Raw genomic sequence first — 14,344 nt, 5'->3', positions numbered from 1 at the left:
AATACTGCTACTGCAATTGGGTAAAATTCACCCAATTCTTTTTGTCATTATCTAATACCCTGGTAATTCATTCAAGTATTCTGCATTGCGGCCCGTTCTGCCTCCTGCTTCGCCAGGGTGCGTGCAAGAATGGTGGAGTATAGCGGTTTTCCACCCAGGAATTGGGCTAATAGTGTCGCGCCGAGACAGGTAATGATCATTGGCAAAATGAGCTGGTAATTATCCGTCATCTCCAGCACCAGCACGATGCCGGTGAGCGGCGCGCGCAGGGAGGCCGCCAGCAGCGCTCCCATCCCGGCAACGGCAAAGGTACCCGCATCCAGATTGTATGCCGGAAAACCGACCTCAGCGGCCATGCCAAAGGCAGTACCAAGCAGCGTTCCCAGCGCCAGCATCGGAGCAAAGATACCGCCAGGCGCACCGGAGGAAAAACAGAGCACCGTCGTGATGACGCGAGAAATAAACATAAACAGAAGCAGACCCACGCTGAAGTTGCCCGCAGCTGCAATCGGGATCAGCCCGAACCCGCCCCCCGCCGCGTTCGGTTCAATGAACCCCAGCACGCCGCACAGGCCGCCCAGCAGACCGCCCATCAACACCCACTTCGTGGTATTCCCGCCGTGGATGCGCTGGAACATATCCTGCATACGCAGAATAAAAGTGTTAAACAGCGGGCCGACAATGCCGAATATCATGCCGAGGATCAGGTACAGCCACAGCGTGTTGACCGGCGCATTGGTCAGTTTGCCCACTTCGATCACCGGGCTTTCGCCATTGAAAATGCGAAACACAATGCTCGACATGATCACACCGGTAAAGACCGCTTTGATCGAGATAAGGTTGTAACGGAACTGGGCGCGCATCTCTTCGATGATAAACAGGATCCCCGCCAGCGGCGCGTTAAACGCCGCCGAAAGCCCCGCTGCGGCACCTGTCGCCAGCAGCGTATGGCGCGCTTCCGCGCTGCGCATCCGGAACAGATCCCCCACCATGCGCCCGACGTTCCCGCCCAACTGCACGGTTGGCCCCTCTCGGCCCAGTACCATACCCGCACCAAGCGTTCCCATGCCGCCGATAAACTTCACCGGGATGACGCGCCACCAGCGCACCGGGCGCAGCTCTTCCAGCGCGCCTTCGATTTCAGGGATCCCGGAACCGCCCGCTTCCGGCGCAAATTTACGCACCAGAAAGTAACCCACCATGGCAAATAGCGCGGACAACCCGAACGCCCAGACCCAGACCAGCCATCCTTTGTCGGCGAAACCGGCCACCGTACCAATACGCCAGTTCAGCACCGCATTGACTGCCTTTTCAAAGGCGACGCCCGCCAGCCCGGCGAGCGTACCGACTACAGCGGCGGCCAGTAAAATGGCCAGCGGTGTCTTATCGCGGTTAAGCAAGCGCCGGATGCTGATCCGGTGTTGCGCGCGTCGGAACTGTTGTTCTTCAAAAGAGGGAGAGTCTGCTTTCATTACCATGTCTTTTCGTCATACAAATCGCCGCAGGGATTTTACCAGAGTGCATCAGGTCGTCCCGTGAAAAATACTTAAAAATTGTTTAGCAATGAAAGGGGGCAAAAATTTCATTACCTTCCGCGGATCACTTAGAATAGTGTGCTTAATCATTTTATACGAACCAGGAACGACGCCATGAGCAAGTCTGAAAACCTCTACAGTGCAGCCCGCGAGCTTATCCCGGGCGGCGTGAACTCGCCTGTTCGCGCCTTTACCGGCGTAGGCGGAACGCCGCTGTTTATTGAACGTGCTGATGGCGCGTACCTGTTTGATGTCGACGGCAAGGCCTATATCGATTACGTCGGCTCCTGGGGCCCGATGGTGCTGGGTCATAACCACCCTGCCATCCGCAATGCGGTGATTGAAGCGGCCCAGCGCGGCCTGAGCTTCGGCGCGCCTACCGAGATGGAAGTCAAAATGGCGGAGCTGGTGACCGAGCTGGTGCCAACCATGGACATGGTGCGTATGGTGAACTCCGGTACCGAAGCCACCATGAGCGCTATTCGTCTGGCGCGCGGCTTTACCGGTCGTGACAAAATCATCAAGTTTGAAGGCTGCTACCACGGCCATGCGGACTGCCTGCTGGTGAAAGCGGGTTCCGGCGCACTGACCCTTGGCCAGCCAAACTCCCCAGGCGTACCGGCTGATTTCGCGAAACACACTCTGACCTGCACCTATAACGATCTGAACACCGTCCGTGCGGCATTCGAGCAGTATCCACAGGAGATCGCCTGCATCATCGTTGAACCGGTTGCAGGCAACATGAACTGCATTCCACCGCAGCCCGATTTCCTGCCAGGCCTGCGTGCCCTGTGCGATGAATTTGGCGCGCTGCTGATTATCGACGAAGTGATGACCGGTTTCCGCGTCGCGCTCGCGGGTGCCCAGTCTTATTACGGCGTAGAGCCGGATCTGACCTGTCTCGGCAAAATCATCGGCGGCGGTATGCCGGTGGGTGCATTCGGGGGGCGCAAGGATGTGATGGAAGCCCTGGCACCAACAGGGCCGGTTTACCAGGCGGGTACGCTCTCCGGTAACCCGATTGCCATGGCGGCGGGCTTCGCCTGCCTGACAGAAGTCTCCCAGCCGGGCATTCACGAAACCCTGACTGAGCGCACGACGCAGCTGGCAAATGGTCTGCTGGAAGCGGCTGAAGAGGCGGGTATTCCGCTGGTGGTAAACCACGTGGGCGGGATGTTCGGGATCTTCTTCACGGAAGCCCAAACCGTGACAAGCTATCAGGACGTGGTGAAGTGCGACGTTGAACGCTTCAAGCGTTTCTTCCACCTGATGCTGGAAGAAGGCGTCTACCTGGCGCCGTCTGCTTTTGAAGCTGGCTTTATGTCCGTGGCGCACAGCGAAGAGGATATCAATAACACCATCGACGCGGCGCGTAAGGTGTTTGCGAAGTTGTAAGCACGTGCGGCGTGATGCCCTCACCCCGTCCCTCTCCCACCGGGAGAGGGAGCAAACCCTAAAACGTCAATCTTAGGATTGACGTTTACTTTTATTACCGACTCTGCTTTCTCAACAGATAAATAAAATACGGCGCGCCGATAAAGGTCGACAGCAAACCCGCCGGGATCTGATACGGGAACAGCACCATTCTTCCGCACCAGTCCGCCACCACCAGCATCACCCCGCCCGTCAGGGCAGACATCACGATATGCGGCATCGTCCGACGGAATCCCATCATTCTGGCGATATGCGGCGCCATCAACCCAACAAAACTCAGTGGACCAATGGTCATGGTGGCCGTGGCCGTCAGGCACGCCGCCAGCAGTAACAGCGCGACGCGCGTTGGCGTTAACGCCATGCCGACCGCACGTGCGGTTTCGCCCCCCAGCGGCAGGATCGTCATCCAGCGGCGGCACAGGGGCACAATCGCCAGCAGCACGATCATCACGATCCCGGAATGCACCACCTGACTGCCGGTGGCGTTGTACGTTGAGCCGGAGATCCAGGTCAGGATCTTCGCCATCCGCGGATCGCCGCTCGCCTGCAACATCATCAGCAGCATGGTAAAGGCGGTGCTGAGCGCCATCCCGGCCAGCAGCATCCGGTGAGGCGAAAACCCGCCGCGGCCTGACGCAATCAGAATGATCATCAGCGTCACCGCCGCCCCGATGCTTCCGGCAGGCATCAGCCAGCCAAAGGCATTTCCCGGCACAAGGAACAGCATCAGCACCACGCCAAACGCGGCTCCCGAACTGATACCCAGCACTTCCGGGCTGGCCATCGGGTTGCCGGTCAGGCGCTGGATAATACAGCCCGCGACCGCCAGCATCACCCCGGCAATCAACGCCGAGAGGATCCGCGGCCAGCGCCACTGCAGCAGTTCCTGGAGCAAATCGCCCGTTGCCCAGTGCCAGCCCGTCGCATCGCGCCCGAAAGCAAGCGCCACAAACGAGACGATAATCAGCACCGCCAGCCCGGCGAGGCTGAACCACAGCACCGACTGACGCTCGGCATAAACTTTATCCCCCGCGTCCATCGCGGGAGCGCTCATGCTGCGCAGACGTGGCAACAGCCACAGCAACAGCGGCGCGCCAACCAGTGCCGTTACCGACCCGGTAGAGACTTCCATCCAGACACGCGCCAGCCAGAGAATGATTTGATCGGAAAGCCAGAGGATCAGCGCTCCAATTAGCGGGGCCAGCAGCAGTCGCGCCAGCAGGCGACGCGCACCGAGCATTTTTGCCAGCAGCGGGGCAAACAGCCCGATAAAGCCGATAATCCCAACCGCATTAACCAGCAATGCGCTGAGGACAATCGCCAGCGTCAGCGCCGCCAGACGCGCCAGGGAGAGCGCCAGCCCCAGATTACGGGCTACGCCGTCATCCAGCCCCATCAGCGTCAGCGGACGTAACAGCAGCAGCGTCAACATGGCGCCGCCAACAAGCTGCGGCCACAGGCGCTGCACACTACTCCAGTCGGTCTGGGTCAGCGTGCCGGTACTCCACAGGAACATGCTTTGCAGCTGATCGTGATGAAACAGCACCAGCAGCTGGTTGATTGCCCCACAGTAGAGGCTCACCACCAGCCCTGCGAGGATCAGCGTCACTGGCGAGAGGCGTTTCCCCCACGCCACGCCGAAGACCAGCGCGCCTACCACGCACGCGCCCGCAAGCGCGGCAAACTGCGAGGTTAACGCCCCAGGCAGTGCCCACAGCGTGGTCACCGTGATCCCAAGCTGGGCACCTGTCGCGACGCCAAGCGTTGTAGGCTCGGCCAGCGGGTTACGCAAAACCTGCTGGAACAGGACGCCCACCAGCCCTAACCCGGCCCCGACCAGCAGCGAAATCGCCAGACGCGGCAGCAGGCTGTAGTGGAACAGCATTTGCTGAATATTATCGATATCCGGCGCAGCCAGGGCCGCGCTCCACTGCCCGCGCGGTAAGGCGGTCGAGAGGTTAAACCAGGTCAAAGCCAGCGCGGTCAGGAAAATCAGAGCCAGCAACAGCGCCGGGAAACGGGCAATACGCGTACTCATGCTTTTCCCCCCAGCGCGTTATCCAGCACCCGGGCGAAGTGCATGGCCGACAGCGTCGCGCCGTAGAACCAGACCGCCGGTGCACGCGTAAAGCGTTGCTCACGCACGAACGGCATCGCCTGCCACAACGGTGTCGCCATCAGCGCCTGCATTTCACGCTCGTTGCCGTGATCGAAGCACAGCACGTCCACATCGCGGAACGCCGCCAGACGGTCGATACCGACGGCGGTGCTGCCCCAGAAGGTCATCTCCCCTTCCCAGGCATTAGGAATGCCAAAGCTATCGAGCACTTCCTGGAACAGACAGTTTTTGCCGAAGACCAGCATATGGCGCGCATCCAGCAGCGTCACCATCAGCAGCGGACGGTCTCCGCGATGGGCAAAACGCGGCTTCAGGGCGTCAATCAGAGCATCAAACTCAGCGAAATGTTGTTTGGCTTCCGCCTCACGGTTGAGGAAATGCGCCATCTCGTTGATGGAGTTTTTCGCCATCGTCAGCGGTTTTTTACCGTCACTGAAGGAGAACCCCCGCCCAGGGGCAATACGCGCCATTGTCTCTTCTGACGGGCCATAACCCGCGGACCAGAACAGAAATGACGGCTTCATCTGCGTCAGCAGCTCAAGATTAGGCTCTGTTCGCAGACCAATATCAATGACCGAATCGGGTAGCGCCGGCTCGTTCACCCACAGCCGGTAGTTGGGAATATCGGCCACGCCATACGGCGTGACGCCCAGCGCCATCATCAGTTCAACAGGCAGCCACTCCAGCGCCACAATACGGTGTGGATCGACGGCAGCAGCCCGCGCGAGGTTCATCTTTAACAGCAGCGGTGAAAGTGCCATGGCCGTCAGCAGGCGACGGCGGCTCAACAAGGTAGAATTCAGCATCAGTAAACAAAGCTCACCGGAGCAGCCCCGCCTGGATGAGGCAGGATCCCCATAGGAATACCGTAGATGTGTTCCAGCGTTTCGCTCCGCATCAGTTCAGACGGCGAACCCTCGGCAATCATCTCCCCGCCGCGAAGGGCGACAAGATAATCGCAGTAGCGCGCCGCCATGTTGATATCGTGCAGCACCGCAATAACCGTCAGGCCACGCTGCTGGCTCAGGCGATGAACCAGCGCGAGAACATCAACCTGATGAGCGATATCCAGTGCGGAAGTGGGTTCGTCGAGCAGCAGGCAGCGGCTGTCCTGCGCGACCAGCATCGCAATCCACGCGCGCTGACGTTCGCCCCCGGAAAGGCTGTCGACCAGACGGTGCGCCAGCGGCTTTAATCCCACCAGCGCAATCGCCTCTTCCACTTTCTCTCTGTCGGCGACACCGAAGCGCCCGAGTGCGCCATGCCACGGATAACGCCCGATTGCCACCAGCTCACGCACCGTCATCCCTTCTGCCTGAGGCAATTGCTGCGGCAGATAGGCGACTTTGCGCGCAAAGGCTTTACTGCTCCAGCTCTCCAGAGGCTGTTCGTCCAGCAAAATATCCCCTTCAGAAGGCGGCTGATGACGGCCCAGCATTTTAAGTAACGTCGATTTACCGGAACCATTGTGACCAATCAAGCCGGTAACTTTACCTGCGGGGAACGTCAACGAGAGCGGATGCAGCAAGGTGCGCCCGGGAACACGAAAGGAGAGTTGATTGAGCGTAAAGGTGGTATCGGATTGCGTTTTATTATCCTGCATATCAGCCAACTTAAATAAAAAGGGCACGGCGAACCGTGCCCGAAGAGAGATTAGAAGCGGAAGGTCGCGGTAGCCACAACCTGACGTCCTGCTCCCCAGTAGCATGCGTATTCGCTATAGCAGCTGGAAACGTACTCGCGGTCAAAGATATTGTTCACGTTAACGCCAACTGAAGAGCCTGGCAGCCCAAAACGCGCCAGATCGTATTTCACCGTCGCGTCCGCCAGCGCGTAACCCGCGACGTTAAACGATTCGTAGGCTTTCGGAGACGTTGAGGAGTAGTAGGAAACGGTGTTGCCGATATAGCGCGCACCCGCCCCCAGCGTCAGACCGCTCAGTGCCGTCTCGTGGAAGGTGTAATCCGCCCACAGAGAGGCCATGTTACGTGGCACTTCCGCCGGGCGGCGGCCTTCAAACCAGGTATCGTGAGTGTATTTCGCATCGGTGAAGCTGTACGAGGCCGTCACGTTCACATTGGCTGATACGGCCGCTTTCGCTTCCAGCTCAACACCACGGGAACGAATTTCGCCCCCTTGTACGCTGAAGCCGCTGGTCGGGTTGGCCGGATCGGCCGTCAGATTATTGTTTTTGGTCAGCTGATACACCGCTGCCGTGACCACAACAGGCAGATCTTTCGGTACGTATTTCACACCGGCTTCATACTGCTTGCCGCGTGCCGGATCGAACGGTTTTCCGCCCTGAGTGGTACCCGAAATCGGTTCGAATGATTCGCTATAGCTGAAGTACGGCGTGATACCGTTGTCGAACAGGTAGTTAATCCCGCCACGCCAGGTGAATGCCTGATCGTTAATTTCCGCGGTAGTACCGGTAGTACGGGTCAGCGCAGAGGTTTTCGCAAAATCATAGCGACCACCCATTGTCAGTACCCACTTATCCCACTCAGCCTGATCCTGAGCGTACAGACCAGTTTGTTCCTGACGATTAAGCACTTTGTACAGGTAGTAAACATCGACGTTCGGATTGCCGTACGCAGGCTTTGTCATGCTGATCGGATCGGCAGTACCGTAGTCTGCGTTGATGTCATTACGCATACGAAGGTAATCGACCCCGGTTAAGAGGGTATGATCCACAGCGCCGGTCGCGAATTTTGACTGGAGCTGAGTATCCACGGTGAACGAGTTGAGATCTTCGTCTGAACGTACATACGCGCGGCTGATTTGCGCCGGGGCAATATAGCCGTTGCCGTAGACGGAACGATACAGCGTGTTGATTTTGGTGTAGCGCAGGTTTTGACGCAGGGTAAAGGTGTCATCAAACGCATGCGAGAAGCTGTATCCCACCATTTTCTGGCGACGGGCGATCTTATTATCCTCTTCCCCTTCGTTGAAATTGGTCGGCAGCTTGTGCGCTTTACCGTTGGCATCATAGTAAGGCACAACGGTACCTTCCCGCGGCAGCCAGCCGTAATAGCCCGCATCCGGATCGCTCTGGAAGTTACTCAGGAAAGTGAAATCGGTTTTATCGTCAGGACGCCAGCTGAAAGCCGGTGCAATGGCATAGCGGGTGGATTTGGCCATCTCCTGCTGCGCATTTTCACTACGGCCCAGACCGGTCAGGCGGTATGACCACACGCCGTCATCATCAATTGCATCGCTGAAATCAAACCCGGTCTGCCACAGGTTATCGGTGCCCATCTTGAACTGAATTTCTTTCAGCGGCTCAGTGGTCGGTCGCTTGCTGACCATGCTCACAACACCGCCCGGATGGCTTTTGCCGTACAGTACAGATGTTGGGCCACGCAGCAGCTCCACGCGCTCAAGGAAGTACGGATCCATGGACGCTTCAGAATAGTTATCGCCCTGCAGCTTCATCCCATCGAGATACTGGTTGGTATTCACGGTGCTGGAAGTGGTGAAACCACGAATCGACACCACATCATATGTCGTTGAGGCGCCGCGGGTGGCAAAAACGCTCGGCGTATAAGCCAGCGCTTGCTTCACCGTTCCCGGCTGCTTCATGTCAATTTCTTCACGCGTGACGACGGAAATCGACTGCGGCGTCTTTTCTATAGGTGTATCGGTCTTGGTTGCCGTTGCGGTACGTTTCGCCGCAATCGTTGGTGCAGGCCCCCAGGCACTTTCCTGTGCAGCCGGAGCGGCAGTGACAGTGATGGTTTCTTCTTTTTTCGGGGTTTCGGCAGCATGGGTATAAGCAGACATGCCGGCAACCGCTGTGGCTACGACTACTGCGATTTTACGCAGCGACGTGTTAATTGGCTGAGCAGTATTGGAAAGCGCCATGGTGTATCTCTGATAGAAAAGTGAATGATAACGTAAACGAGAATTATTATTATGACCGCAGCATAATAGGCGAAACGTTGGCTGCATAGCAAGCAGGAAGCGGCCCTACGAGAATTAAGGGTTTAAGAAATAACCAGGAGAAAACGAAGGGTTAATCAGAATTAAAACGAGGGTTAATAAAATGGGGAAAACGGGTAAAAAAATCCCCCCTTTCGGGGGGACCTTGAACGGTTAGTTACCGCCGAACATATCTCTAATCCAGCCCGCGACACCGTCGCTGTCTTTCTTCTCGTTCTGCTGCTGCGGCTGTTGTTGCTGCGGCTGCTGAGGCTGAGAAGACTGGTCGAACGGGTTGCCCGTCGGCTGCTCTGGCTGGCTCTGCTGGCACAGGGAATCCGGGTTCGTTGTCCAGACAGGCAAGGTACGCATACCGCCGCCACAGACAAAGTTTCCGGAACTGTCCACGCCCATATCCACGATATCCTCCGGCGCAACCAGGTTTAGCGGCACCGGAGACTGATTCGCCAGATAACGCTGGTAAATCGACATCGCCCCGCTCGCACCATACAGTTTGGTTGGCTGGTTGTTGTCGCGGCCCACCCAGGTGATCACCACTTCACGACCATCGATACCGGCAAACCAGGTATCGACGTTGTTGTTGGTCGTCCCGGTTTTGCCCGCCAGATGCAGGCCCGGATACTTCGCCCCCAGCTGACGGCCGGTACCACGCTGCACAACCTGCTGCATCGTCCACAGCGTCATGTAGGCTGCCTGCGCCGGAACGGCGCGTTCCGCCTGCGGGAAGCTCTGATACAGCACGGAGCCATCTTCGGCAATCACCGAGCGCAGGGCTGACAGCGGTGCACGGTTACCACCGCTGGCAATGGTCTGGAACGCCTGTGCCACTTCGATTGGCGTCAGGTTTAACGCCCCCAGGATCATGGCTGGCACAGGGTGCAGCTGATCTTTAGCGACGCCCAGCTTCTGCCAGGTATCAACTATCGCAGGCAGACCCAGTGCCATCCCAAGGTTTACCGTCGGAACGTTCATGGAGCGGGTCAACGCATCCACCAGCATTACCTGGCCGCTGAACTGTTTATCATCGTTCTGCGGTGACCAGACCTGGCCGTTAGGCTGACGCAGTGAGATCGGCGCGTCTGCAATCCAGGTATTCAGGCGATACAGATTTGGCTGGCTCAGGGCAGTGAGATAGGTTGCGGGTTTCGCCAGTGAACCGATCGAACGACGCGCCTGCATAGCACGGTTGTAACCTGCAAACTGCGGCTCAGCCCCGCCCACCATCGCACGGACTTCACCCGTGTTACGGTCAACCACCACCATCGCGGTTTCCAGATCGCTCAGCTTACGCTGTTTCTTCAGCGCCGGAATGCCCTCAACGGCCGCTTTTTCTGCCGCATCCTGCGCCACGGAGTCAAAGGTGGTAAAGATCTTCACGCCGGAGAGATCTTTCACTTTATCACCGAGCTTGCTCTGCAGCTCCTGACGCACCAGCTGCATAAACGCAGGCTGAGGCGAAATCACACCGCCGCGCGGCTGCACGCCAAGCGGACGTGCGCTCAGCATGTCGTACAGCTCCTGGTCAATCACCTGCTGTTGTTGCAGCAGACGCAACACGAGGTTACGACGCTCCAGCGCCAGTTTCGGGTTACGCCACGGGTTATAGATGGACGCCCCTTTCACCATGCCCACCAGCAGGGCCTGCTGGTCCAGGCTCAGCTCTTCCACCGGACGGCCAAAGTAGTACAGGCTCGCCAGCGGGAAACCGCGGATTTCGTTATCACCGCTCTGACCGAGATAGACCTCGTTCATATACAGCTCAAGGATACGATCCTTGCTGTAACGCGCATCCATCAGCACGGCCATGTACGCTTCGTTGGCTTTACGCCAGTAAGAGCGCTCGCTGGAGAGGAACAGGTTCTTCACCAGCTGCTGGGTAAGCGTACTTGCCCCCTGTACCGTACGGCCCGCCGTCAGGTTGGCCAGCACCGCACGACCAATGGAGTAGAGGCTGATACCATCGTGCTCATAGAAGTGACGGTCTTCGGTTGCCAGCAGCGTGTCCACCAGCAGGTCCGGGAAACCGTTACGGGCGACGAACAGACGCTGTTCACCATTCGCCGAAGAGAGCATGGTGATAAGACGCGGATCGAGACGGAAGAAACCGAACTGGCGGTTGTTATCCATGTTCTCGATGGTTTCCAGACGATCGCCGTCAAAAGTCAGACGCGCACGCACCTGCCCCTCTTTGCTGTCCGGGAAATCGAACGGACGACGGATCATCTCAATGCTTTTCGCCTGCACGGTAAATTCGCCAGGACGCGTCATTTTCGACACCTGACGATACTGGGTGGCCTCCAGCAGTTTCACCATCTCGTTCTTACTGATCGACATGTCAGGCTCAAGGTTTACCATGCGGCCATACACTGCCGCCGGCAATTGCCAGACTTTTCCGTCGATACGGCTGCGGATCTTCTGATCCAGATAAACGCCGTAGATCGCCATCAGTACAACAAAAACAATGAACAGCTTCAGCAGCAGCCAGAACCAGCCGCGTTTACCCCGAGGCTTACGCCCTTTGCCTTTTCCTTTACGCGGCATCGGTTCTTCATCCTCATAATCGTCTTCATAGTCATCGTCATAGTCCTCATCTCTGAGGCGACGACGGCTCACCTTTTCTTTGGCCGGACGCGTTGGTTTTCCCTTACGCCCAATTGGCTCGCGGTCATTCCCCGCCATGCTTTTTCTCCGCAACGTTCAGGCGCAAAGGCCCGATTCTCATTTCTTCCACTGACCTGTGAAAGAAGAAATCTCTCAAAATTGCTTTTCTCCCTCTCCCTGTGGGAGAGGGTCGGGGTGAGGGCATCAGGCCGCACTCCCCTTTACGAATATTTCTTCGTCCGCCGTGTCGGTGCCGTATTCGCCGGATCGTCCGGCCAGACATGTTTGGGATAACGCCCTTTCATCTCTTTTTGCACTTCACGGTAGCTCCCCGCCCAGAATGCGCCCAGATCGCGGGTAATCTGCAGCGGGCGATGCGCAGGTGACAACAGCTCAAGCACCACGGGCACGCGCCCTTCGGCAATGGATGGCGTGGTCGCCTCGCCAAACATCTCCTGCATCCGTACCGCCAGCGCCGGTGGATTATCCTCGTGATAACGAATGGCAATCCGGCTGCCGGTCGGCACAGTGTAATGCCCTGGCAGTTCACTATCCAGACGTTGACGTAACGACCAGTCGAGTAAATTCTGTAACGCGACCTTAACATCAAGCGCTTTTAACGCCCGCAGCGAGTGTACACCGCTCATTTGCGGCAGGAGCCAGGTTTCCAGCGATGCAAGTAACGAGTCATCATCCACCGCCGGCCAGGCATACTCGGGCAACCAGCGCGCGGCACAGTGCAGACGAATACGGTACTGCTCGGCCTCCGGGGTCCAGTTCAGAACACCTAGTCCTTTTTCCCGGATACCGTTCAGCATCGCCTGGTGCAACTCCTCTTCCGATGGCTTTGCCAGCGGCTTCGTCCCCAGCGTCAGTTTACCTATCTGGCTACGACGAAATGCCTTCAGGGTACCCTGCGCATCATCCCACTCGACGATGTCGGACTGCTGAAGCAACTGCGGACATGCGCGCGTGAGGGCATCGATATCCACAGCCACGGCCTGCAAAATTCGGGCATCGGGCGAGTGGCTACCCTGCAGCAAGAGTGGCGCAATTAGCCATTCATGGCGCGTCAGGGCGTCATCGCTGTCCAGCATAGCCCCCATGCCGTTTGCAAGCTGGTAGCGTCCATCCAGCCCGCGACGACGCGCAATCCTGTCGGCAAATGCCTGCGCCAGGAGAGGCGCAATGCTGTCAGCGTCCGGCGTACCACCACGGCTGTTAAGCCGTTTACAGAGCTGCTGCGCGCGCTGCTGCCAGTTCCCCTGATTACGTGAAAAGGCCTGCGCCAGATCGCAATTTGCACCACGAGGCGGCTCCTCAAGGATAGCCGCCAGTTTCGCCGCCGTGGCAATTTCATCATCCCCCTGAGCGGCCACCAGCATCGCGGCCAGCCGGGGATCGTTACCCAGCGCGGCCATTTTCTGTCCACGTGATGATAGCCTTTCGCCGTCCAGCGCCCCGAGCTGGGTCAGCAACGCGCGCGCCGCCGCCAGGTTTACCGCGGGAGGCGCATTGAGCCAGGTTAACTGCGCGGGATCGGGGCAGCCCCACTGCAACAGTTCCATGATCAGCCCCGAAAGATCGCTTTGTAAAATTTCCGGCGTGCTCTGCACAGCCGCGCGTTCGGCCTGTTCTGCACTGATGAGATGTAAACAGATGCCCGGCTCAAGACGCCCGGCACGGCCAGCTCGCTGAACCATCGACGCCTGGCTGATGCGTTGCGTCAGCAGCTTTGTCAGCCCGGTGCGCGGGTCAAAACTGGCCACCCTCTCCTGGGCGCTGTCCACCACCAGGCGAATGCCTTCAATGGTCAGACTGGTTTCGGCAATATTGGTGGCCAGTACCACTTTACGCTGCCCCGTCGGTGCGGGAAGGATGGCCTTGCGCTGGTCACTCAACGACAGTGCGCCGTAGAGCGGGCAAAGTATTACGTCGCTGCCCACGCGGGCGGCAAGCTGCTCCTGCACCCGCTGGATTTCGCCAACGCCCGGCAAAAACAGCAGCAGCGAACCGGATTCCTGACGAAGCAAGTCAGCCGTGGCGATCGCCACCGCTTCATCGAAACGCTGATGGGCAGGAAGCGGCTGATAGCGGCGTTCAACCGGAAACGCGCGCCCTTCGGAGGTGATGACCGGCGCATCCGGTAACGTCTGCTGTAGACGCTCATTATCCAGCGTGGCCGACATGATGAGCAGTCGGAGATCGTCCCGTAACCCCAGCTGGACGTCCAGCAACAGCGCCAGCGCCAGATCCGCCTGCAGGCTGCGCTCGTGGAACTCATCCAGAATCACCAGCCCGATGCCGGACAGTTCCGGATCGTTTTGCAGCATACGGGTGAGGATCCCTTCGGTCACCACTTCAAGCCGCGTGGACGGGCCGACGCAGGTTTCGGCGCGCATACGGTAGCCTACCGTCTCGCCCGGTTTTTCATTCAGCAGTTCCGCCAGGCGCTGCGCCACGTTGCGCGCGGCCAGCCTGCGCGGCTCCAGCAGGATAATCTTCCCGCTGATAATGCCTGCGTTGAGAATGTGCAGCGGTAGCCAGGTGGATTTACCGGCACCCGTAGGGGCGTTAAGTAAAACCTGCGGGGCATCCTGCAAGGCAGCGAGCAGTTCAGGAAGGACGACGGCGACCGGCAATGAGGACACTAACAGCTCCAGAGGGTTAACATTAGTCGGCGTACATTGTAGCATCGGCGCATATCATTACC

8 protein-coding genes are annotated in these 14,344 nt (G+C 58.3%); 1 reads left to right on the top strand and 7 read right to left on the bottom strand.

Features of this window, described 5'->3' with window-relative positions; genetic code table 11:
- Positions 1 to 71: 71 nt before the first annotated feature.
- On the bottom strand, positions 72 to 1,472 hold the full coding sequence (gene clcA, locus ACQG22_RS04020; RefSeq protein ID WP_369706572.1) for a H(+)/Cl(-) exchange transporter ClcA: 1,401 nt from the start codon (positions 1,470 to 1,472) through the stop codon (positions 72 to 74).
- A 177-nt stretch (positions 1,473 to 1,649) separates the two neighbouring features.
- On the opposite strand from clcA, the gene hemL reads away from it, so the two are divergent.
- The gene (hemL, locus tag ACQG22_RS04015; protein ID WP_038981245.1) at positions 1,650 to 2,930 is read left to right on the top strand and encodes a glutamate-1-semialdehyde 2,1-aminomutase; all 1,281 of its coding nucleotides are present in this window, start codon (positions 1,650 to 1,652) and stop codon (positions 2,928 to 2,930) included.
- A gap of 94 nt (positions 2,931 to 3,024) precedes the next feature.
- Here hemL and fhuB read toward each other — a convergent pair whose 3' ends face one another.
- The 6 genes from fhuB to hrpB form a co-directional block, all read right to left on the bottom strand.
- Positions 3,025 to 5,007 carry a Fe(3+)-hydroxamate ABC transporter permease FhuB gene (gene fhuB / locus ACQG22_RS04010; RefSeq protein WP_045902568.1) on the bottom strand — a complete coding sequence of 661 codons (1,983 nt, stop codon included), beginning with the start codon at positions 5,005 to 5,007 and terminating at the stop codon, positions 3,025 to 3,027.
- On the bottom strand, positions 5,004 to 5,894 hold the full coding sequence (fhuD, locus tag ACQG22_RS04005) for a Fe(3+)-hydroxamate ABC transporter substrate-binding protein FhuD (protein ID WP_013095639.1): 891 nt from the start codon (positions 5,892 to 5,894) through the stop codon (positions 5,004 to 5,006). The genes fhuB and fhuD overlap by 4 nt, the downstream gene beginning before the upstream one ends.
- Positions 5,894 to 6,691 carry a Fe3+-hydroxamate ABC transporter ATP-binding protein FhuC gene (fhuC, locus tag ACQG22_RS04000; RefSeq protein WP_023620747.1) on the bottom strand — a complete coding sequence of 266 codons (798 nt, stop codon included), beginning with the start codon at positions 6,689 to 6,691 and terminating at the stop codon, positions 5,894 to 5,896. The genes fhuD and fhuC overlap by 1 nt, the downstream gene beginning before the upstream one ends.
- 50 nt (positions 6,692 to 6,741) lie before the next feature.
- The gene (gene fhuA, locus ACQG22_RS03995; protein ID WP_038981238.1) at positions 6,742 to 8,952 is read right to left on the bottom strand and encodes a ferrichrome porin FhuA; all 2,211 of its coding nucleotides are present in this window, start codon (positions 8,950 to 8,952) and stop codon (positions 6,742 to 6,744) included.
- A gap of 231 nt (positions 8,953 to 9,183) precedes the next feature.
- Complete coding sequence (mrcB, locus tag ACQG22_RS03990; protein WP_013095636.1) at positions 9,184 to 11,709, bottom strand: bifunctional glycosyl transferase/transpeptidase; 2,526 nt, start codon at positions 11,707 to 11,709, stop codon at positions 9,184 to 9,186.
- A gap of 143 nt (positions 11,710 to 11,852) precedes the next feature.
- Entirely contained in the window at positions 11,853 to 14,282 is a 2,430-nt protein-coding gene (gene hrpB, locus ACQG22_RS03985) for an ATP-dependent helicase HrpB (protein ID WP_369706557.1), read from the bottom strand.
- Positions 14,283 to 14,344 lie beyond the last annotated feature (62 nt).

This window comes from Enterobacter cloacae complex sp. 309I3, from assembly GCF_050031595.1.
Taxonomy (GTDB): domain Bacteria; phylum Pseudomonadota; class Gammaproteobacteria; order Enterobacterales; family Enterobacteriaceae; genus Enterobacter; species Enterobacter cloacae.
This window is presented reverse-complemented; position numbering and strand designations above follow the sequence as displayed.

Bases quoted from the DNA above. Each gene is read 5' to 3' on its own strand.
- clcA (WP_369706572.1), bottom strand. From the start codon at position 1,472: ATGAAAGCAGACTCTCCCTCTTTTGAAGAACAACAGTTCCGACGCGCG.
- hemL (WP_038981245.1), top strand. From the start codon at position 1,650: ATGAGCAAGTCTGAAAACCTCTACAGTGCAGCCCGCGAGCTTATCCCG.
- fhuB (WP_045902568.1), bottom strand. From the start codon at position 5,007: ATGAGTACGCGTATTGCCCGTTTCCCGGCGCTGTTGCTGGCTCTGATT.
- fhuD (WP_013095639.1), bottom strand. From the start codon at position 5,894: ATGCTGAATTCTACCTTGTTGAGCCGCCGTCGCCTGCTGACGGCCATG.
- fhuC (WP_023620747.1), bottom strand. From the start codon at position 6,691: ATGCAGGATAATAAAACGCAATCCGATACCACCTTTACGCTCAATCAA.
- fhuA (WP_038981238.1), bottom strand. From the start codon at position 8,952: ATGGCGCTTTCCAATACTGCTCAGCCAATTAACACGTCGCTGCGTAAA.
- mrcB (WP_013095636.1), bottom strand. From the start codon at position 11,709: ATGGCGGGGAATGACCGCGAGCCAATTGGGCGTAAGGGAAAACCAACG.